The organism is Vibrio sp. Vf1514, from assembly GCF_052076135.1.
Classification (GTDB): domain Bacteria; phylum Pseudomonadota; class Gammaproteobacteria; order Enterobacterales; family Vibrionaceae; genus Vibrio; species Vibrio furnissii.
This window is the reverse complement of the sequence record NZ_CP197267.1, coordinates 2,894,132-2,913,329: the sequence shown is the minus strand read 5'-3', so window position 1 is coordinate 2,913,329 and position 19,198 is coordinate 2,894,132. Positions and strand designations below refer to the sequence as shown.

Annotated in this window: 18 protein-coding genes and 1 pseudogene; 10 read left to right on the top strand and 9 right to left on the bottom strand. The window is 52.2% G+C overall.

Annotated features, from left to right (window positions below; all coding sequences use genetic code 11):
• Window positions 1–25: 25 nt before the first annotated feature.
• Window positions 26–583, top strand: a complete 558-nt coding sequence (locus ACS18Q_RS13540; protein WP_004728540.1) for a VC2662 family protein — start codon at window positions 26–28, stop codon at window positions 581–583.
• A gap of 78 nt (window positions 584–661) precedes the next feature.
• Here the strand turns inward: ACS18Q_RS13540 and ACS18Q_RS13535 are convergent, their stop codons facing one another.
• Window positions 662–1,135, bottom strand: a complete 474-nt coding sequence (locus ACS18Q_RS13535) for an MgtC/SapB family protein (RefSeq protein ID WP_004728541.1) — start codon at window positions 1,133–1,135, stop codon at window positions 662–664.
• 125 nt (window positions 1,136–1,260) lie between these two features.
• Window positions 1,261–2,283: an EF-P beta-lysylation protein EpmB gene (gene epmB / locus ACS18Q_RS13530; RefSeq protein WP_441257163.1), complete on the bottom strand. Its 1,023-nt coding sequence runs from the start codon at window positions 2,281–2,283 to the stop codon at window positions 1,261–1,263.
• Between the two features lie 32 nt (window positions 2,284–2,315).
• Between epmB and efp the strand changes: the two genes are divergently transcribed.
• Window positions 2,316–2,882, top strand: a complete 567-nt coding sequence (gene efp / locus ACS18Q_RS13525; RefSeq protein WP_038152610.1) for an elongation factor P — start codon at window positions 2,316–2,318, stop codon at window positions 2,880–2,882.
• Window positions 2,883–3,000: 118 nt separating this feature from the next.
• Here efp and frdD read toward each other — a convergent pair whose 3' ends face one another.
• Genes frdD through frdA form a run of 4 tightly spaced genes read right to left on the bottom strand, consistent with a single transcriptional unit; the run spans window position 3,001 to window position 6,305 of the window.
• Complete coding sequence (gene frdD, locus ACS18Q_RS13520) at window positions 3,001–3,363, bottom strand: fumarate reductase subunit FrdD (RefSeq protein WP_004728544.1); 363 nt, start codon at window positions 3,361–3,363, stop codon at window positions 3,001–3,003.
• 10 nt (window positions 3,364–3,373) lie between these two features.
• Window positions 3,374–3,757: a fumarate reductase subunit FrdC gene (frdC, locus tag ACS18Q_RS13515; protein ID WP_441257162.1), complete on the bottom strand. Its 384-nt coding sequence runs from the start codon at window positions 3,755–3,757 to the stop codon at window positions 3,374–3,376.
• A 2-nt stretch (window positions 3,758–3,759) separates the two neighbouring features.
• Window positions 3,760–4,500: a succinate dehydrogenase/fumarate reductase iron-sulfur subunit gene (locus tag ACS18Q_RS13510; protein WP_004728546.1), complete on the bottom strand. Its 741-nt coding sequence runs from the start codon at window positions 4,498–4,500 to the stop codon at window positions 3,760–3,762.
• Window positions 4,500–6,305: a fumarate reductase (quinol) flavoprotein subunit gene (frdA, locus tag ACS18Q_RS13505; RefSeq protein WP_441257161.1), complete on the bottom strand. Its 1,806-nt coding sequence runs from the start codon at window positions 6,303–6,305 to the stop codon at window positions 4,500–4,502. Before frdA ends, ACS18Q_RS13510 begins: the two co-directional genes overlap by 1 nt.
• Before the next feature lie 305 nt (window positions 6,306–6,610).
• Here frdA and epmA point away from each other — a divergent pair, with 305 nt between their 5' ends.
• The 5 genes from epmA to cysE all read left to right on the top strand — a co-directional run bounded on the left by epmA (window position 6,611) and on the right by cysE (window position 10,951).
• Window positions 6,611–7,585, top strand: coding sequence for an elongation factor P--(R)-beta-lysine ligase (epmA, locus tag ACS18Q_RS13500; protein WP_441257160.1), 975 nt, complete (start codon window positions 6,611–6,613; stop codon window positions 7,583–7,585).
• A gap of 163 nt (window positions 7,586–7,748) precedes the next feature.
• Window positions 7,749–8,183, top strand: coding sequence for a rhodanese-like domain-containing protein (locus ACS18Q_RS13495; RefSeq protein ID WP_441257159.1), 435 nt, complete (start codon window positions 7,749–7,751; stop codon window positions 8,181–8,183).
• Between the two features lie 162 nt (window positions 8,184–8,345).
• Window positions 8,346–8,813, top strand: coding sequence for a protein-export chaperone SecB (gene secB / locus ACS18Q_RS13490; protein WP_004728550.1), 468 nt, complete (start codon window positions 8,346–8,348; stop codon window positions 8,811–8,813).
• A 188-nt stretch (window positions 8,814–9,001) separates the two neighbouring features.
• Window positions 9,002–10,036 (top strand): NAD(P)H-dependent glycerol-3-phosphate dehydrogenase, encoded by a 1,035-nt coding sequence (gene gpsA / locus ACS18Q_RS13485; protein WP_004728551.1) that lies wholly within the window; start codon window positions 9,002–9,004, stop codon window positions 10,034–10,036.
• A gap of 93 nt (window positions 10,037–10,129) precedes the next feature.
• The gene (cysE, locus tag ACS18Q_RS13480) at window positions 10,130–10,951 is read left to right on the top strand and encodes a serine O-acetyltransferase (RefSeq protein WP_441257158.1); all 822 of its coding nucleotides are present in this window, start codon (window positions 10,130–10,132) and stop codon (window positions 10,949–10,951) included.
• A gap of 59 nt (window positions 10,952–11,010) precedes the next feature.
• On the opposite strand, the gene ACS18Q_RS13475 is transcribed toward cysE, so the two are convergent.
• From ACS18Q_RS13475 to argE, 3 genes and pseudogenes are all read right to left on the bottom strand, one after another.
• Complete coding sequence (locus ACS18Q_RS13475) at window positions 11,011–11,550, bottom strand: PadR family transcriptional regulator (RefSeq protein WP_041942469.1); 540 nt, start codon at window positions 11,548–11,550, stop codon at window positions 11,011–11,013.
• Window positions 11,551–11,907: 357 nt separating this feature from the next.
• Window positions 11,908–14,541 carry a phosphoenolpyruvate carboxylase gene (gene ppc, locus ACS18Q_RS13470; RefSeq protein ID WP_441257157.1) on the bottom strand — a complete coding sequence of 878 codons (2,634 nt, stop codon included), beginning with the start codon at window positions 14,539–14,541 and terminating at the stop codon, window positions 11,908–11,910.
• A 229-nt stretch (window positions 14,542–14,770) separates the two neighbouring features.
• A pseudogene (argE, locus tag ACS18Q_RS13465) lies at window positions 14,771–15,908 on the bottom strand (acetylornithine deacetylase).
• 156 nt (window positions 15,909–16,064) lie between these two features.
• Between argE and argC the strand changes: the two are divergent.
• The 3 genes from argC (at window position 16,065) to ACS18Q_RS13450 (ending at window position 19,174) form a co-directional block, all read left to right on the top strand.
• Window positions 16,065–17,069: an N-acetyl-gamma-glutamyl-phosphate reductase gene (argC, locus tag ACS18Q_RS13460; RefSeq protein WP_206981779.1), complete on the top strand. Its 1,005-nt coding sequence runs from the start codon at window positions 16,065–16,067 to the stop codon at window positions 17,067–17,069.
• 9 nt (window positions 17,070–17,078) lie between these two features.
• Window positions 17,079–17,870 carry an acetylglutamate kinase gene (gene argB / locus ACS18Q_RS13455; RefSeq protein WP_004728557.1) on the top strand — a complete coding sequence of 264 codons (792 nt, stop codon included), beginning with the start codon at window positions 17,079–17,081 and terminating at the stop codon, window positions 17,868–17,870.
• 86 nt (window positions 17,871–17,956) lie between these two features.
• Window positions 17,957–19,174, top strand: coding sequence for an argininosuccinate synthase (locus tag ACS18Q_RS13450; RefSeq protein WP_004728558.1), 1,218 nt, complete (start codon window positions 17,957–17,959; stop codon window positions 19,172–19,174).
• Window positions 19,175–19,198 lie beyond the last annotated feature (24 nt).

Genomic DNA, 19,198 nt, shown 5'->3' with positions numbered 1-19,198 from the left:
AACTATCCCAACGATGGAGGTTAGTATGAAAAAGATCGTATCCGCGCTGGCAGTGACTGCCGCTCTGGCTTCGACTTCTGCTTTGGCGTCAACACCGGTGATGTTCTCTTCAATCAACAACTTTAATGCGCCGGATGACAATACGGTTGCGGGCGTCCGTGTTGCGGCCCTGTACGGCAATGTTGATCAGGTGAAAGGTTTGGACTTGGCTGTGATTGGTATGTCGGAAACGCAAACCACCACAGGTGTGAACCTGGGTATTTTCGGCGCGCACAAAATCAACCAAGAAATGACGGGTGCTTCACTGGGTCTGTTCAACTGGAACACCGGTAAAACGGTGGGTGCGAACCTCGGTGCCGTCAACATCACCAATGATGTGAAAGGCGCGAACGTCAGCTTCGTGAACTATTCTGAAGGTAACACCATGGTCGATGTGGGTGCAGCGAACTTCTCTGACACCTCAACTGTGCAAGTGGGTATCTTCAACAAAACATCGAAAATTGAAGGTGTGCAGGTAGGTCTGATTAACTGTGCAGACAACGGCTTCTTCAAGTGTTTCCCGATTATCAACTTCGCGAAATAAGCGGCGGTTGAATGAAAAAAGCGTTGCCAGGGTGCAACGCTTTTTTGTTTCTGAGTTTCTGAGCGGGTGAGCCGGGCGTTAGTGCGGACGACGAAAACGTTGATGCACACCACGGCGCAGGCTTTGAAAGGTATTTTCAACCTTATCCACGCCATATAGCACGCACAGCACCAGCACCGTGATCATCACCGATTGCACGTGGTAACCCAAACCAATCATCAAGCCGAGCGCGGCCAGGACCCAAATGACGGCTGCCGACGTCACGCCATGAATCTTGCCATCTTGCGTCATCATCACGCCAGCCCCGAGGAAACCAACCCCAGTAATGATTTGGCCGAGTACGCGCGCTTGGTCGAGCGTATTGGGCGAGAGCGATACCGCCATCGCCATGAACAGGTAAGTCCCGGAGACGATGAGGATCGACGTTCGAATGCCGACCGGCTTGCCGCGCGTTTGGCGTTCCACGCCGATCAGCAAACCCGTAATGGCGCAACACAGTAGGGCTGGCCAACTGAACGGGCCCAAATCAAAGACAGTATCGAGAGAAAGCATCATGGTCTTTACAATTGCTCAAGAAGAAAAAGGCGCAGTATGCGCCCAATTGAACCGTGACGCGAATAAAAGCTTTTGCTGGTGTGGATAACGCTTGCTTATTACGCGGGCGGATAGGCGCTCGGTTATTCCAAATGCAAGTCGAGCGGCGTTTTGCTCTTGCGACCGCCAATCTCGCGCGTCAGCGTGGGCACCAAGTAACCGGACACGCGCTCCAGCAATCCACTCATGATGGCTTTGGCTTCGCTATCACTGATGTAGAAGTGCGCCGCACCTTGCACTTTGTCCAACACATGCATGTAGTAGGGCAGAATACCGGCATCAAACAGAGTGTCGCTCAGCGCCACTTGCGCCGTCACGCTGTCGTTCACGCCTTTGAGCATCACGCCTTGGTTCAGTAACGTGACATTCACCGCGCGCAGGCGTGCCATCTGCTGTTTGAGTGCCAGATTGATCTCGTTGGCGTGGTTGATGTGCGTGACTAACACCACCTGAAGGCGGGTATTGGCCAGTAGCGCCACCAATTCATCGGTGACGCGCGCAGGAATCACCACCGGCAAGCGAGAATGAATGCGCAGGCGCTTGATATGGCTGATGGCGCCGATACGCTCAATCAGCCAGCTCAGCTCCTGATCTTTGGCCATCAACGGATCGCCGCCGGAGAGAATGATTTCATTGAGCTCTGGCTGTGACGCGATGTAATCCAGACTTTGCTGCCACACCGCTTTGCTGCCTTTATTGTCGGCATACGGAAAGTGACGGCGAAAGCAGTAACGACAGTTAATCGCACAGCCGCCTTTGACAATCATCAGCGCGCGGTTGCGGTATTTATGCAGCAAGCCGGGCACGGCGTTGTTCTGTTCGTCAAGCGGGTCTTCGGAGTAGCCCGGATGGACGTCAAACTCCTCACTGAGTGGCAAAACTTGACGCAGCAGCGGATCGTACGGATTACCTTTTTCCATGCGATCAATAAAACTTTGTGGCACCCGCTGCGCAAACAATTTGCGCGCGTCAAATCCGTTTTGCCATGGCTGGGGATCGATACCGAGCTGCTGAAGTAATTGCGCGGGATCGGAGATCCCATTCGCGAGCTGTTGGATCCAGTTTTGCTCAACAGAATCGACTTTTCGGGTTATGATGTGCGGCATTAACTTTAACTCGAAGAATGTAAGAGGAAATAATGGCTACTGTTAGCACGAATGAATTTAAAGGCGGTCTTAAAATTATGCTTGATAATGAGCCGTGTGTCATTCTCGAAAACGAGTATGTGAAACCCGGTAAAGGTCAGGCGTTCAACCGCGTACGAATCCGTAAGCTGCTTTCTGGCAAAGTTCTAGAAAAAACATTCAAGTCTGGTGACACAGTTGAAGTCGCTGACGTCATGGATATCGATCTGGACTACCTATACAACGACGGTGAGTTCTACCACTTCATGAACGCAGAAACGTTCGAACAGATCCCAGCGGATCTGAAAGCGGTGGGTGACAGCGCGAAATGGTTGGTTGAGAACAACACGTGCACGCTGACACTGTGGAACGGTAACCCAATCTCCGTGACACCACCGAACTTTGTTGAGCTGGAAATCACAGAAACGGATCCAGGCCTGAAAGGTGACACGCAAGGTACTGGCGGTAAACCAGCGACGCTGACTACCGGTGCTGTTGTACGTGTACCGCTGTTCATCCAAATTGGTGAAGTGATCAAAGTGGACACTCGCAGTGGCGAATACGTCAGCCGCGTGAAATAAGTAACCGTTTGATTAAAAAACCAGCGCTAGCGCTGGTTTTTTTGTGGCCGGAATTCAGGCATTCGGCGCAATAAAAAAGGCAGGTGAGAGACCTGCCTTTTTGCCTGTTGACGGTGTGTTAGATCATGAAGATAAACACAACGGCCAGTGCAGAAATGATGGTTGCGAAGCCGTAACATGCAATTTTACCTGCCACACCAGTGTGGAATTTCAGGTCGTGCATGCCGTGGTGAACACGGTGCATCGCATGCCACATCGGCAGCGCCAATGTGCCGATCACAAACAGCGCACCGATGATGCTGGTCACGAAACCAGACACACGCTCGTAGCTCATCGCGTCAGCATCAATGATGCCCAGCGGTGCCAGGATACCCAGCACCAGAATGGTCACTGGCGTGATCATGGCAAACCATGTACCACCAGCACCAAATAGACCCCACCATACCGGTTCATCTGAACGTTTTGGATTGGTATTAATCACAATAAGCTCCTTACACCACGAAGAGAACGATCAGTGAAATGAAGGCAACTGCCACCCACTGAGTCAGTACGATGATTTTCTTATCCAGCAATTTGCCGTTCAGGCGAATTGGCACCACTTGTGGCATCATGCTGAAGAAGGTTTGCGCATGGAACAGGTTACCTGCCAGCGCGACGATGTTGATCGCGATGACGATTGGGTTTGCCATAAAGGCCAACCAGCTATCCCACGCTTCCGGTCCTTTCACCAATGCACCCAGACCCACGGTCAGGAACAGGGTGAACAGGATGAGTGGCAGTACGGTCGCTTCACGTACCATGTAGAAGCGGTAGAACGGATGATCTTTCCACCAAGTACGTTTCATTTCACGAACATAAGGTTTACGGTTACTCATCCTCAAGCCTCCTGTGGTTTCAGCATTGCAATGACGAAGTCCATAGATGACTCCACTTTGCCTTGGTTTACCGCAGCCGCTGGGTCAACGTGTTTTGGACACACTTCAGAGCAGTAGCCGACGAACGTACAGCCCCAAGCGCCGTTGGCACCATTGATCAGCTTCATTCGTTCTGCTTTACCGTTGTCACGGCTGTCTAGGTTGTAACGGTGAGCCAGTGTCAGGGCCGCAGGACCGATGAACTCTGGGTTCAGACCGAACTGAGGACACGCTGCGTAGCACAGACCACAGTTGATACAACCAGCGAACTGTTTGTATTTCGCCATCTGTTCCGGTGTTTGCAGGTTGGTGCCGTCTTCCGGTTTGCGGTCGTTACCAATGATGTAAGGCTTGATGGCTTCCAGACGCTCGATGAACGGGCTCATGTCCACAATCAGGTCTTTCTCGATAGGGAAGTTCGCCAGTGGCTCAATTTTCACGCCATCAGGGTAGTCACGCAAAAAGCTCTTACAGGCCAGTTTTGGCACGCCGTTGACCATGATGCCGCATGAACCACAGATCGCCATACGACAAGACCAACGGTAAGACAGATCTTTGTCTAGGTGGTCTTTCACGTAACCGATCGCGTCTAGCACAGACATGGTTTCATCAAACGGAACTTCAAACGCTTGAAGATGGGGTTCTGCGTCTTTTGCTGGGTCGTAGCGCAGGATTTCCACTTTTTGAATGCGGTTCGCTGACATTATTTCTGCTCCTCTACGCTCTGTGCTGCTTCGGCCGCTGCTGCTTGCTCTGCCGCTTCACCGTATAGACGGGCTTTTGGCTGAGATTTTGTGATGGTGACCGCGCTGTAATCGATCTTCGGTGCATCACCGTTTTGGTAGAACGCCAGCGAGTGTTTCAGGTAGTTCACGTCATCACGCTCTGTGCAGCCGTCGTCAAGACGTTGGTGCGCACCACGAGACTCTTTACGAAGGATGGCAGAGTGAACCATGGTTTCTGCGACTTCTAGGCCATAACCGACTTCGATCGCGTACAGCAGGTCAGTGTTGAACACTTTGCCTTTGTCTTTGATGCTGATGCGTTTGTAGCGTTCTTTCAGTTCTGCCAGTTTGTTGATGGTTTCTTCCATCAGATCTTCCTGACGGTAGATACCACAACCCGCTTCCATGGTGTGACCCATTTCAGTGCGGATGTCAGCCCAGTTTTCGTCGCCTTTTTGGTCCAGCAGCGCTTGAATGCGTGCTTCAACCGCTTTCACTTGTTCAGCGATGGCGGTGTCGTTCCAGCCTTTGAATGTTTCAGCACGTTTCACGGCGTGTTCACCGGCAACGCGGCCAAACACCACAAATTCAGCCAGAGAGTTTGAACCTAAACGGTTGGCACCGTGCAGACCGACAGACGCACATTCACCCACAGCGAACAGGCCTTGAATGCGTGTTTCACATTCGCCGTTAGTTTCGATACCACCCATGGTGTAGTGCACGGTCGGACGAATAGGAATCGGCTCTTTCGCTGGATCGACGTTGACGTAAGCTTTAGCCAGTTCACAGATGAACGGCAGACGTTCTTGCAGGTATTCTTCGCCCAGATGACGCAGGTCGAGGTGTACCACATCACCCAGTGGGTGTTTGATGGTGTTGCCTTTTTGCTGCTCATGCCAGAACGCTTGAGAAACTTTGTCGCGTGGACCCAGTTCCATGTATTTGTTCTTTGGATGGCCAACCGGTGTTTCCGGGCCCATGCCGTAATCTTGCAGGTAACGGTAACCGTTTTTATTGACGATGATACCGCCTTCACCACGACAACCTTCGGTCATCAGGATACCTGTGCCCGGTAGACCGGTTGGGTGGTATTGCACGAATTCCATGTCACGTAGGGGAACGCCGTGGCGGTAAGCCATCGCCATGCCGTCACCAGTCACGATGCCGCCGTTGGTGTTGCAGTGGTAAACACGGCCAGCACCACCTGTCGCGAGAACAACAGATTTCGCTTTAATAGTAACCAATTCACCTTCTGACATATGAATCGCAATCAGACCTTGCACTTCGCTGTCAACCACCAGAAGGTCGACCACAAAGTATTCGTCAAAACGTTTGATTTGCGGGTACTTCATTGAAGTTTGGAACAGGGTGTGCAGCATGTGGAAACCGGTTTTATCGGCTGCGAACCATGTACGTTCGACTTTCATCCCACCGAAACGGCGCACGTTGACTTCACCGTTTTCTTTACGGCTCCAAGGACAACCCCATTGCTCCATTTGGATCATTTCGCGTGTCGAATTCGCAACGAAATATTCAACAACATCCTGTTCACACAGCCAGTCGCCACCGCCAACGGTATCGTTGAAGTGGTTATCTAAACTGTCTTCTTCCTTGATAACTGCTGCTGATCCACCTTCTGCAGCGACCGTATGAGAGCGCATTGGATAAACTTTGGAAATAAGCGCGACTTCCAAGTCCGGGTTTGCTTCAGCCGCTGCAATAGCAGTACGAAGACCAGCGCCGCCGGCGCCGATGACTGCGATATCTGTGGTGATAGTTTGCACAGTTATCCTCCAGTGTAGTGAGTTTTTTATGGGGACCGGCTAGGATCCCTTGATTATGATTCGCAGCTTGTCGATACGAAGGAAAGCTTCTTCTCGGTACTCGCTACTTTCCACTTGTACCAAAGTGGTAGCGGTAGTTTAGAAGAGGCGTTGTTTGAAAAAATTGATTCTGTTGGGCTTTTGCTTAGGTAATGCAAGCGCAAGCATACTTATTGCTCTTTGTGTGATTTCGATCACGTACGGGTTTGGTTTTTTTATACATATGAGTAGAATTATCCCTCTCTGTGTATATGTGAAGACCGAAAATGAGCAAGTCAGAATGGATGCCGACCGCATCAATTGAGCAACTGAAGCAGCGCGCAGCGCTATTGAGTCGCATTCGTCAGTTTTTTGCCGAGCGTGATGTGTTGGAAGTGGATACGCCCGCGATGAGTCATGCCACCGTGACCGATGTGCATCTGCATACGTTTCAAACCCAGTTTGTTGGCCCCGGTTACGCGACGGGGCGTCACCTGCATCTAATGACCAGCCCGGAATTTCACATGAAGCGCTTGCTGGCTGCCGGCAGCGGCTCGATTTATCAGATGGCGAAAGCGTTTCGCAATGAAGAAAATGGCCGTTATCACAATCCAGAATTCACCATGCTGGAGTGGTATCGCGTCGGGTTCGATCATCACGATTTGATGGACGAAATGGATGCATTGCTGCAAATGACGCTGCAAACGGGAGCTTCTGAGCGCCTGACCTATCAGCAGGCATTTTTAACCGTGCTGGGGGTGTGTCCGCTGGAAGGCAGCATGGCCGAGCTGAAACAGGCGGCCGCGTCGTTAGGATTAAGCGACATTGCTGAGCCGGAAACGGATCGCGATACCTTGCTGCAACTGCTATTTAGCATGGGCGTTGAAGGCAACATTGGTCAGCACGTGCCAGCATTTGTGTATGATTTTCCCGCCTCGCAAGCAGCGCTGGCCAAGATCAACCCAAACGATGCGCGCGTGGCGGATCGCTTTGAGGTCTATTTCAAAGGCATCGAGTTGGCGAACGGGTTTCATGAGCTCGACAACCCCCGCGAACAACTGGCGCGTTTCGAGGCTGATAATGCCAAACGCATCGATATGGGGTTGGCCTCCCAACCGATCGATTATCATTTGATTGCCGCGCTGGACGCGGGCTTGCCGGCGTGCGCCGGGGTTGCGCTGGGCATCGATCGCTTGATCATGCTGGCGCTGGGTGAGGATCACATTGATAAAGTGACCGCATTTCCGTTTCCCCGTGCCTAATCAAAGGCCAGTGGCCAGCACGCCCCAAAGCGCGAACGCTGGCCAAACGGGAGTCATTTTCGTGGCATAAGTCAGGGATTCTGCGTGCTAACTGCTCGCGTCAGGCTGGCAACCTCGTTATACTCTTTGGCTGTTTTGATCCACCATTGCAAGAGCGCAGGATATGCAAGAATACATTCAGTTTTTCCAACAGAACATGATCCTATCCCTGGCCTGGGTAGGTATTTTGGTGGCGTTGATCGCCAGCATCTATAAATCATCAACGGCTGTTTACAAAGAAGTCACCGCTTCACAGGTGACGCATCTGATGAACCGAGAAAACGGTGTGGTGGTGGATATTCGCACCAAAGAAGATTACAAACGTGGTCACATTACCGACTCAGTTCACATTTTACCGTCGGACATTAAAGCCGGTAACCTGTCTGCCCTTGAAAGCCACAAATCTGACCCAATCATCGTAGTATGCAAAACAGGTCAGACTGCACGTGAAAGTGCTGAGCTGCTGGCAAAAGCGGGCTTTGCGAACGTTAACCTGCTAAAAAGCGGCCTAGTGGCTTGGAACGAAGCAAATCTTCCTCTGGTTCGTGGCAAAAAATAATCGGTCACGAACGTTCTGAAATGGGCGCTGCACAAAATGTCGGCGCCTGAAACCCAGAGTTGTGATACTTGGCACGGATTGGATTTCCACTCTAGTGATCCCGCCAGCTCTCGGTTAGTCTCAGGGCAATGACTCGAAATTATCTGTATTAAGGACAAAATCATGGCTGAAGCAGCACAACAACAAGCTCCGCAACAAAACTTCGCAATTCAACGCATCTATCTAAAAGATGTGTCGTTTGAAGCACCTAACTCGCCAACAATGTTCCAAAAAGAGTGGAACCCAGATGTGAAACTGGATCTGGACACGCAAAGCCGTGAACTGGGCGAAGGTGTGTACGAAGTGGTGCTACGCCTGACTGTGACTGTGAAAAACGCAGAAGAAAACGCATTCCTGTGTGAAGTACAACAAGCGGGTATCTTCACGGCTGACCAAATGGAAGCGGGCCAACTGGCACATTGCCTTGGCGCATTCTGCCCGAACATCCTGTTCCCATACGCACGTGAAACAATCGCGAGCCTTGTGGTGAAAGGGACGTTCCCACAACTGAACCTGGCACCTGTGAACTTTGATGCCCTGTTCATGAACTACCTACAGCAACAAGCTGAACAAGGTGAAGCGCAAGCTTAAGCTGACGCTCTTCACCGCTCTGCCTCTCGCGCCAAAAAGTTGTGAGAGGCAACGCTAATGCACAGCGCATCTTCCTAGCATGGTGCGATGTGCATTTTTGTTTTTACCCACAGCGAAACGCCGTGCGTCTGCATTTGGGCGTGTTTTGGGTATAGAATAAGACAAACTGTTATCCATCAGGCGGAACAATGACTGATTCACACACAAACAATGCTTACGGTAAAGCGATCGCCATGACCGTCATTGGCGCGGGTTCGTACGGCACATCTCTGGCCATTTCTTTGGCTCGCAACGGCGCCAATGTTGTCCTGTGGGGACACGATCCGGTCCACATGGCGCGTTTGGAAGCGGAACGTGCTAACCACGAATTCCTCCCTGACATCGATTTTCCACCGTCGCTGATCATTGAATCCGATTTGCAAAAAGCGGTGCAAGCGAGCCGCGATCTGCTGGTGGTGGTGCCAAGCCATGTGTTTGCGATTGTGCTCAACAGCCTGCAACCTTACTTGCGAGAAGACACCCGTATCTGCTGGGCAACCAAAGGGTTGGAACCGGACACGGGACGTTTGCTGCAAGATGTGGCGCATGACGTGCTGGGTGAATCCCATCCATTGGCGGTGCTGTCTGGCCCGACGTTTGCGAAAGAGCTGGCGATGGGCATGCCCACCGCGATTTCAGTGGCATCGCCTGACGCGCAGTTTGTCGCCGATCTGCAGGAAAAGATTCACTGCAGCAAAACCTTCCGTGTTTATGCCAACAGCGATTTCATCGGCATGCAACTGGGTGGCGCTGTGAAGAACGTGATTGCCATTGGTGCGGGGATGTCGGATGGCATCGGCTTTGGTGCCAACGCACGTACGGCGCTGATTACCCGTGGTTTGGCGGAAATGACCCGTCTGGGCGCGGCGCTGGGCGCGCAGCCGGAAACCTTCATGGGCATGGCGGGGCTGGGTGATTTGGTGCTGACGTGTACCGATAACCAATCGCGCAACCGTCGTTTTGGTTTGGCCTTGGGCCAAGGCAAAGATGTCGATACGGCGCAACAAGATATCGGCCAAGTGGTGGAAGGGTATCGGAACACCAAAGAGGTGTGGCTACTGGCGCAACGCATGGGCGTGGAGATGCCAATAGTTGAACAAATTTATCAAGTATTGTATCAAGGAAAGGACGCCCGCATGGCAGCACAAGATTTGCTGGCGCGTGATAAAAAAGCAGAACGATAACCACAGCAATAAGCTGCTTGGCATTTTTTGAAGGATTAAAAGAGCAACCCGGCGTGACGCCATGCCGGGGAAAAGCCCGAGGCAGAGTGATCAATGAAACAGTGCGCACAAAATAAAGTCTGGCAAGCCATCGTGAACGAGGCTCGCGAGCAGTCAGAGCAAGAGCCAATGCTGGCCAGCTTCTATCACGCGACGATTATTAAACACGAAAGTTTGGCGGCTGCGCTGAGTTATATTCTAGCGAATAAACTCAATACCGCATCTATGCCAGCCATGGCGGTTCGTGAAGTGGTGGAAGAGGCGTTCGCCGCCGATCCGAGAATCACTGAAGCCGCGGCGTGTGATATTTGTGCGACGGTGACGCGTGACCCGGCCGTTTCTATGTACTCGATGCCGCTGCTGTATCTGAAAGGGTACCATGCGCTGCAAGGGTATCGCGTGGCGAACTGGCTGTGGTGCCAAGGTCGTCAGGCGCTGGCAACTTATCTGCAAAACCAAATTTCAGTCGCGTGTCAGGTAGACATTCACCCGGCAGCGCGTATCGGTCGCGGCATCATGCTCGACCACGCCACGGGGATCGTGATTGGTGAAACGGCGGTGGTGGAAGACGATGTGTCTATTCTGCAAGACGTGACACTGGGTGGTACCGGTAAAGAGTGTGGTGATCGTCACCCGAAAATCCGCGAAGGTGTGATGATTGGTGCTGGGGCAAAAATTCTCGGCAACATCGAAGTGGGGACAGGGGCCAAGATTGGGTCGTGCTCGGTGGTGTTGCAACCGGTTCCGCCGCACACCACAGTGGCGGGCGTGCCCGCACGCATTGTCGGCCGTCCGAGAACTGATAAGCCGTCGCTGGACATGGACCAGAACTTTAACGGCCGTTCACAAACCTTTATTGGTGGCGACGGCATCTAGTTCGAGCCGTCAACGATAACAAAAAAGGGATGGTGCTGCGCATCATCCCTTTTTTCACTTTACGCCATCGCGTCCAGTTCAGCGACCACTTCTTCGGCCCACTGAATCCAGGCTTGACGCACCAACAGGTTGCGACGCAGTGTCAGGCGCTCTAAGCGCTGCTGCTTGTCCATCACGGCTGGGTTGGCATAGTACGCCGCTTCAATCTCGTTGTAGTGGGCAACCAGTTTGCGCGACTCTTCGATGAGTTCGGTCAGTTGAATGCGGTACGGATCCGCCGGTTGGACAGCACAAGCCATTAATTTTGCGCTGAATTCATCACGTACAGTTGGGTGGGCGGTCGGTTGGTCAAACCATTCACCTAGCGCGCTGCGGCCTAAATCGGTGATGGAGTAGACTTTACGATCCGGTTTGCCTTCTTGAGGTTCCAGGACACAGGTCACCAGATTCTGCTGACCCATTTTGTTCAGTTCACGATAAACTTGTTGGTGACTGGCTTTCCAGAAATAGCCGATGCTTGCAGAAAACTCTTTTGTGATGTCGTATCCGGTTGCATCGCGTGTGCTCAGAACAGTGAGGATAACGTGTGGTAATGACATGTCTTCAATCCAAATGGTTAATAAACTTCTAACAGTAGACTCAGCCATCGTGCGTACTTCTTGTTGGCACGCTGTGATTCAGGGTTTGAGTCTTGTCAGCAACGATGTGCTGCCCTTGTCACCTTGAAAGCCGTTTATCACCTAGGATTGATATGTCGTTGCATATCGAACTGCGACTTGTAGTGTTTGAATAGATGTCGCAGAGGAGCTGTAGTATATCTAAATAATAAGCATAAAGTAGAATACAATAGCGTTTTTTTTCAAAAAACTGATATTATTCTCAATAAATCTATCAAATAAAATAAAAGACCGCCAGTGAGCGGTCTTTTGGTTTTAAGTGGTTTTTTATGCTGTTAATTAGCCGGTATTGCGCATACCTGCTGCAATGCCCGCAATGGTGACCATCAGCGCTTCTTCCAGTTCTGGTGCTGGTTCCTGGGATTGACGCGTCCGGTACAGCAGTTCGGCCTGCAGCATGTTCAACGGTTCGACGTAGATGTTGCGCAGACGAATGGACTCATGGCCCCACGGATCACTTTGCATCAAGTTTTCGTTGTTCTCGACGTTCAGCACGGTCTTGATGTCTTTTTGCAGTTGCGCGCGCAGGCGTTGGCCCAATGGACGCAGTGCTTCATCCACCAAACGCTCGTCGTAGTAACGGGCAATGTCGACGCTGCACTTGGTGTACACCATTTCCAGCATGCCCAGACGGGTAGAGAAGAAAGGCCATTCGCGGCACATCTCTTCCAACAGCGCCTGATGGCCTTTGTCGATAGAGTACTGAATCGCTTCACCCGCTCCCAGCCATGCAGGCAGGACCAGACGGTTTTGGCTCCACGAGAAGATCCACGGGATCGCACGCAGGCTTTCGACGCCGCCGTTCGGGTTACGTTTTGCCGGACGTGAGCCCAGCGGCAGTTTACCCAGTTCTAGCTCCGGCGTTGCTTGGCGGAAGTACGGCACAAAGTCCGGTTCGCCCCGTACCACGGCACGATAGGCTTCACATGACACTTCCGACAGTACGTTCATCAGATCGCGCCATTCCTGTTTTGGCTCCGGTGGTGGCAGCAGGTTCGCTTGCAGCACCGCGCTGGCGTACAGGTTAAAGCTGTTGACCGCGACTTCGGGCAGACCGAGTTTAAAGCGAATCATCTCGCCTTGTTCCGTCACGCGCAGGCCGCCTTTCAAGCTTTTCGGTGGCTGAGACAGCAGTGCCGCGTGCGCTGGCGCGCCACCACGACCAATCGTGCCGCCACGGCCGTGGAATAGCGTCAGTTCAACACCCGCTTCTTCTGCCACTCTCACCAGCGATTCCATCGCGTGGTACTGCGCCCAACCTGCGGCCATCACACCAGCATCTTTGGCGGAATCGGAGTAACCGATCATGACCATTTGATGGTTTTGAATAAAGCCGCGGTAGAGATCGATGCTCATCAATTGAGTAATGACGGCTTCGGCGTTGTTGAGGTCGTCCAGCGTTTCAAACAGTGGACACACGTCCATGCGGTAAGGGCAGCCCGATTCTTGCAGCAGCAGGTGTACCGCGAGCACATCTGAAGCGGTGCGCGCCATCGAAATCACGTAAGCACCAAACGCTTCGCGCGGCTGCGCGGCGATGATCTTACACGTATCCAGAACTTCTTTGACCGGCTCAGACGGTTCCCAATCGCGTGGCAACAGCGGACGTTTGGACGCCAGCTCGTTGGTCAGGAACGCAATTTTGTCTTGTTCGTTCCAGTGATTGTAATCACCGATGCCAAGGTAACGGGTTAGTTCCGACAAAACATCGGAATGACGGGTGCTTTCTTGACGAATGTCGAGGCGCACCAAGTGAACCCCGAACGCTTTGACGCGGCGCAGGGTATCGAGCAGCGAGCCGTCGGCAATCACGCCCATGCCACACTCATGTAGCGATTGGTAACAGGCGTACAGCGGATCCCACAGCTGGCTGATGTTTTGCAGCGGCGCTTTCACCGCGAGTTTTTGGCCGTGAATTTTTGCATCGAGAATATCGAGTGTTTCTTGCAGCAACGAACGAACGCGTTTCAACACCGCGCGATACGGTTCGTGTTCTTCTTCACCAGCCAATTCACGTAGCGTGTCGTTGCATTTGGTCATCGACAGTTCGGCCACCAACTCGCTGATGTCGCCTAAATACAGGTCGGCAGCTTTCCAGCGCGACAGCAGCATCACTTCACGCGTGATGGAGTGGGTCACAAACGGGTTACCGTCGCGGTCGCCGCCCATCCAAGAGGAGAAGTGCACCGGACGAGCGTCGATAGGTAATCCTTCTCCCAGATACCCTTTGACGCTCTCGTTTAGTTCACGAAGAAACTCAGGTACCGCTTGCCACAGAGAGTTTTCCACCACGGCAAAGCCCCATTTGGCTTCATCCAGCGGGGTTGGGCGCTGTTTACGAATCACGTCGGAATGCCAGCCCTGTGCGATCAACTGCTCTAAGCGACGCTCGGTTTTGAGGCGTTCTTTGGAAGAGAGTTCGCTCAGCTCCAGTTTGGACAGACATTCGTTAATTTTGACCAGGTTGTTGATCATGGTGCGACGGGTGATTTCCGTCGGGTGCGCGGTCAACACCAGTTCAATGTTCAGATCGCGTACCGCTTGGGCGGTATCCAGTTTGCTGATGCCGTTCTGGCTCAGTTGGCTGAATAGCGAATGCACCGCATCCGGTTCACACACATGCGCTTCACAATGACGTGAAATGGTGTGGTATTGATCGGCGATGTTGGTCAGGTTCAAGAATTGGTTGAAAGCACGAGCGACGGGCGTGAGCTCATCGTTGTTAAGGCTTTTAATCTCTTCAATGAGATTCGCGTGATCCGCTTGGTTGCCGGCGCGGGCAGATTTGGAAAGTTTTCGGATGGTCTCCACTTTCTCTAAAATAACGTCTCCGTCTGCATCTTGAATGGTCTGACCGAGGAGTCGACCCAACATGCTCACGTTACTTTTGAGCGCGGCGTATTTTTCGTTCATTGTCATCCTGCCTTGTAAAAAAATTACATCCATTGTTCTTTTCTTTAAGTACACAATCTAACGAAATTTGTCCAGTGCCGTCAAACATAGCAGACTAAGATTCCATTTATTGCTTCGTTGGTTCTTTTGAACAGCTGTTAGGATAAAACACCTTTTTTGTTGAAATTTTCTTACAAAAAGCCCTGAGTGGTAAAACCGACTCAGGGCGACGTAACAGCTTGTTCACACTTTAAAAGCAGTATTTGACCATCGCTTTGGACAACACGTTGATGGTGGGGTCGATGAACTCAAATGCCAAAAATTCGTCTGGTTGGTGGGCTTGATCAATCGAGCCTGGGCCTAAGACTAAAGTCGGACATAGCTCCTGCAAGAACGGCGCTTCCGTGCAGTAGTTGACGGTTTGCGCTTCATGGCCACAAATTTCACTCACGCCGGTGATAAATGGGTGATCGTGCGCGCACTCGTAACCCGGAATCGCGTCGTGCAGCGGCTCCAATTCAATTCGGCCCGGCCATTTTTCCTGAACCTCTTGCAGCGCGCCACGCAGCATGTTGTCCAACCCATCCAAACTGATGCCCGGTAGCGGGCGCACATCGTAATGCAGTTCGCAGCAACCACAGATTCGGTTGGGCGCATCGCCGCCGTGAATATGGCCGAGGTTGAGTGTCGGCGTGGGAATTTCAAAACCGGGGTGATGGTACTCTTTCACCAGTTTGTCGCGCAGTTGCATCATCGCAAACAGCACTTCATACATGATTTCAATCGCGTTGACACCGAGCGCAGGGTTCGAGGAGTGCCCCGATTTGCCTGTCACGCGAATGGCGTTGGCGACGTGGCCTTTGTGGCCGTGAATTGGCACCAAGCTGGTGGGTTCACCGATGATGCAGTAATCCGGTTTGAATGGCGCATTTTGCGTGAAGTGACGTGCGCCCAGCATGGTGGTTTCTTCATCGCAGGTCGCCAGCACATACAGCGGTTTGCGCTGTTTGCTCCAGTCCACTTTTTTCACAGCTTCCAGAATAAAGGCAAAAAAGCCCTTCATGTCGGCGGTGCCGAGGCCGTAAAACCGGTTGTTATCCTGCGTGAGCGCATGAGGATTATAGTTCCAGCGCCCTTCATCAAACGGCACGGTATCGCTGTGGCCTGACAGTAACAGGCCGCCTTCCCCTTCGCCCTTTTTGGCGATCAGGTTTTGTTTACCTGGCGCCACTTGATCAATCGTCACCTGAAAGCCGAGATCGGTCAGCCAGCCTGCCAATTTGGCAATCACCTGTTCATTACCTTCTGCCCCATTTGGGATCGGTGGCACTAATCGACGGGGTCGAAATCAAGCCTTCATAGACTTCGAGGAAACTGGGTAATTGCATATTATCTTCGCTCCTACTATTGACAGAATAACGTTGAAAATGTAAAACACATATTAAATCACTTTTAATGAATAAAAAACCGATTAATCTGGTCTTTTTGGAAATTAATAGTCAGTTTTAAATGTTGTTATTCACCTTCTTTTTGGATGTTTTACGATGCTAAAAACCACCATCATCGGCGCAAGCGGTTACACCGGAGCAGAGCTGGCTCTTATGGTTCATAAACACCCAGAGCTCACGCTATCAGGTTTATACGTTTCCGCCAACAGCGTAGACGCTGGAAAGTCAATTGCCCAATTGCACGGCAAATTGGCTGGATTGGTGGAGATGCCAGTGCAGGCATTACTCGATGTCGAGCAAGTGGCGAAAGATGCTGATGTGGTCTTTCTTGCCACGGCGCATGAAGTCAGCCATGACCTCGCGCCCGTGTTTCTTGCCAACAACTGTCAGGTGTTTGACCTGTCTGGCGCGTACCGCGTGCAAAGCGAAGGGTTTTATCAACAGTTTTATGGGTTCGAACATCAGCATGGTGATTGGTTAGCCGAAGCGGCTTACGGATTGGCGGAGTGGAACCAAAACGCGATCCTCAATAGTCAGTTGATTGCCGTCGCGGGTTGTTACCCAACCGCATCGCAACTGGCGATTAAGCCGCTCTTGGTGGCGGGTCTGGTGGATAAATCTCAGTGGCCGGTGATCAACGCGGTGAGCGGTGTGTCCGGTGCGGGGCGTAAAGCCAGCATGACCAACAGTTTCTGCGAAGTCAGCTTGCAGCCGTATGGCGTGTTTACCCATCGTCACCAACCTGAAATCGCGGCACACCTCGATTGCGATGTGATTTTTACGCCGCATCTGGGCAACTTTAAGCGTGGCATTCTGGCCACCATTACCCTGAAGCTCGCTGCGGGTGTGACGGCGGAACAGGTCGCACAAGCGTTTGAGCAGGCCTACTACAACAAGCCAGCCGTGCGTTTGCAGACCAACACACTGCCGAGCATTCAGAATGTGGAATTCACGCCTTTCTGCGACATCGGTTGGAAAGTGCAGGGCGAACACATCATCGTCGTATCGGCGATAGACAATTTATTGAAGGGTGCATCGAGTCAAGCGATGCAATGTTTAAACATTCACTACGGTTTCGATGAACTAACCGCTTTGGTGTAAGGGTTAAAAATGACGGATACAAAGCAAAATCCATTGGTGATTAAGTTAGGTGGTGCCGCTCTGTCGTGTGCAGAGACACTCAGCAAGCTTTTCGGCGCAATCGCCCAGTATCAAGCCCAAGCACAGCGACGAATTGTGATCGTACACGGCGGTGGTTACCTCGTGGACGAACTGATGGAAAAACTGCAGCTGAAAACCGTGAAAAAAGACGGTTTGCGCGTGACGCCTTACGATCAGATCCCGGTCATTGCCGGTGCGCTGGCCGGGACGGCGAACAAGATGCTGCAAGGCCAAGCGATCAAAGATGGTTTGAATGCGGTGGGGCTTTGTCTGGCTGACGGCGGCCTGTGTCAGGTGGTCGAACTGGATCCGGAACTGGGCGCGGTTGGTCTGGCGAAAGCGGGTGATGCCAAGCTGGTTGAAGCGCTGCTGACGGCGGGTGCTCTGCCCATCATCAGCTCCATCGGCCTGACCGCTGAGGGGCAGATGATGAACGTCAATGCTGACCAAGCTGCTGTTGCAGTGGCTGGCGCGCTCGACGCTGAACTGGTGCTGCTGTCGGATGTGAGCGGTGTGTTGGATGGCAAAGGTCATCTGATTGCCAGCCTTGATGAACAGCAAGCCGACGCGTTGATCGCCGGCAAAGTGATTACCGACGGCATGATTGTGAAGGTCAAAGCGGCGCTGGAAGCGGCTAAAGATCTGGGGCGCCCGATTGAAGTGGCCACCTGGCGCTATCCGGAAAAGCTCGCCAAGCTGTTCGCCGGACAAAGCATCGGCACGCAGTTTCTGCCTGAATAAACGAATTGAAATAACAAACGAATTAATGGACATAAACCTGAGCACTGACCGCCAAGCGCAGAGCCAGGAAGTTGGAGAGAAGTACAATGAGTAAAGTTCAAGTAAATAAAGTGGTTGTCGCATATTCTGGCGGTCTGGATACATCAGTCATCATTCCATGGCTGAAAGAAAACTATGACTGTGAAGTCGTGGCGTTTGTGGCCGATGTTGGTCAAGGCGCGGATGAGCTGGTCGGCATTGAAGAGAAAGCGATCGCCTCAGGGGCTTCAGAGTGTTACGTCGTCGATCTGAAAGACGAGCTGGTTAAAGACTACATCTACCCAACGCTGAAAACCGGTGCTTACTACGAAGGTAAATACCTGCTGGGAACGTCAATGGCGCGCCCGGTGATCGCGAAAGCACAAGTGGAAATTGCACGTCAAGTTGGCGCAGATGCACTGGCGCACGGTTGTACCGGTAAAGGCAACGACCAAGTGCGTTTCGAAGGCGCGTTCGCTGCGCTGGCACCGGATCTGCACGTGATTGCCCCTTGGCGTGAGTGGGATCTGGTCAGCCGTGAAGAGTGTCTGGATTACCTTGCCGAGCGTAACATTCCATGTGCGGCGTCACTGACGAAAATCTACTCGCGTGACGCAAACGCATGGCATATTTCTACAGAAGGTGGCGTACTGGAAAGTACTTGGAACGCACCGAACGATGATTGCTGGGCATGGACAGTCGACCCAGAGCAAGCGCCAAATGAAGCCGAGTACGTGACGCTGAAAGTCGAGAAAGGCGAAGTAGTAGCCGTGGACGGCCAAGCGCTGTCACCTTACGACGTGTTGGTTGCGCTGAACGAGAAAGGCGTGAAACACGGTGTGGGTCGTATCGATATCGTGGAAAACCGTTTGGTGGGCATGAAGTCTCGTGGCTGTTATGAAACGCCGGGGGGCACCATCATGATGGAAGCGCTGCGTGCTGTTGAGCAGCTGGTTCTAGACAAAACGGCGTTTGAATTCCGTGAAGAGCTGGGCATCAAAGCCTCTCACCTGGTGTACGATGGCCGTTGGTTTACACCACTGCGTAAGTCTGTGTTTGCCGCGGCAGAAGAGCTGGCGCAAGACGTGAATGGCGAAGTGGTGATCAAGCTTTACAAAGGTCAGGCAACGGCGACTCAGAAACGTTCTGAGAACAGCCTCTACTCGGAAGAGTTTGCCACATTCGGTGCAGACGACGTGTACGACCAAAGCCACGCGGGTGGTTTCATTCGTCTATACTCTCTGTCGAGCCGTATTCGTGCGCTAAGCGCTGCAGCGAAGAAATAACGCGCAAATAAATAATCAAAATTT

Excerpts from the sequence above, each read along its gene's own strand:
- ACS18Q_RS13540 (WP_004728540.1), top strand. The coding sequence starts at position 26 with ATGAAAAAGATCGTATCCGCGCTGGCAGTGACTGCCGCTCTGGCTTCG.
- ACS18Q_RS13535 (WP_004728541.1), bottom strand. The coding sequence starts at position 1,135 with ATGCTTTCTCTCGATACTGTCTTTGATTTGGGCCCGTTCAGTTGGCCA.
- epmB (WP_441257163.1), bottom strand. The coding sequence starts at position 2,283 with ATGCCGCACATCATAACCCGAAAAGTCGATTCTGTTGAGCAAAACTGG.
- efp (WP_038152610.1), top strand. The coding sequence starts at position 2,316 with ATGGCTACTGTTAGCACGAATGAATTTAAAGGCGGTCTTAAAATTATG.
- frdC (WP_441257162.1), bottom strand. The coding sequence starts at position 3,757 with ATGAGTAACCGTAAACCTTATGTTCGTGAAATGAAACGTACTTGGTGG.
- ACS18Q_RS13510 (WP_004728546.1), bottom strand. The coding sequence starts at position 4,500 with ATGTCAGCGAACCGCATTCAAAAAGTGGAAATCCTGCGCTACGACCCA.
- epmA (WP_441257160.1), top strand. The coding sequence starts at position 6,611 with ATGAGCAAGTCAGAATGGATGCCGACCGCATCAATTGAGCAACTGAAG.
- ACS18Q_RS13495 (WP_441257159.1), top strand. The coding sequence starts at position 7,749 with ATGCAAGAATACATTCAGTTTTTCCAACAGAACATGATCCTATCCCTG.
- secB (WP_004728550.1), top strand. The coding sequence starts at position 8,346 with ATGGCTGAAGCAGCACAACAACAAGCTCCGCAACAAAACTTCGCAATT.
- gpsA (WP_004728551.1), top strand. The coding sequence starts at position 9,002 with ATGACTGATTCACACACAAACAATGCTTACGGTAAAGCGATCGCCATG.
- cysE (WP_441257158.1), top strand. The coding sequence starts at position 10,130 with ATGAAACAGTGCGCACAAAATAAAGTCTGGCAAGCCATCGTGAACGAG.
- ACS18Q_RS13475 (WP_041942469.1), bottom strand. The coding sequence starts at position 11,550 with ATGTCATTACCACACGTTATCCTCACTGTTCTGAGCACACGCGATGCA.
- ppc (WP_441257157.1), bottom strand. The coding sequence starts at position 14,541 with ATGAACGAAAAATACGCCGCGCTCAAAAGTAACGTGAGCATGTTGGGT.
- argC (WP_206981779.1), top strand. The coding sequence starts at position 16,065 with ATGCTAAAAACCACCATCATCGGCGCAAGCGGTTACACCGGAGCAGAG.
- argB (WP_004728557.1), top strand. The coding sequence starts at position 17,079 with ATGACGGATACAAAGCAAAATCCATTGGTGATTAAGTTAGGTGGTGCC.
- ACS18Q_RS13450 (WP_004728558.1), top strand. The coding sequence starts at position 17,957 with ATGAGTAAAGTTCAAGTAAATAAAGTGGTTGTCGCATATTCTGGCGGT.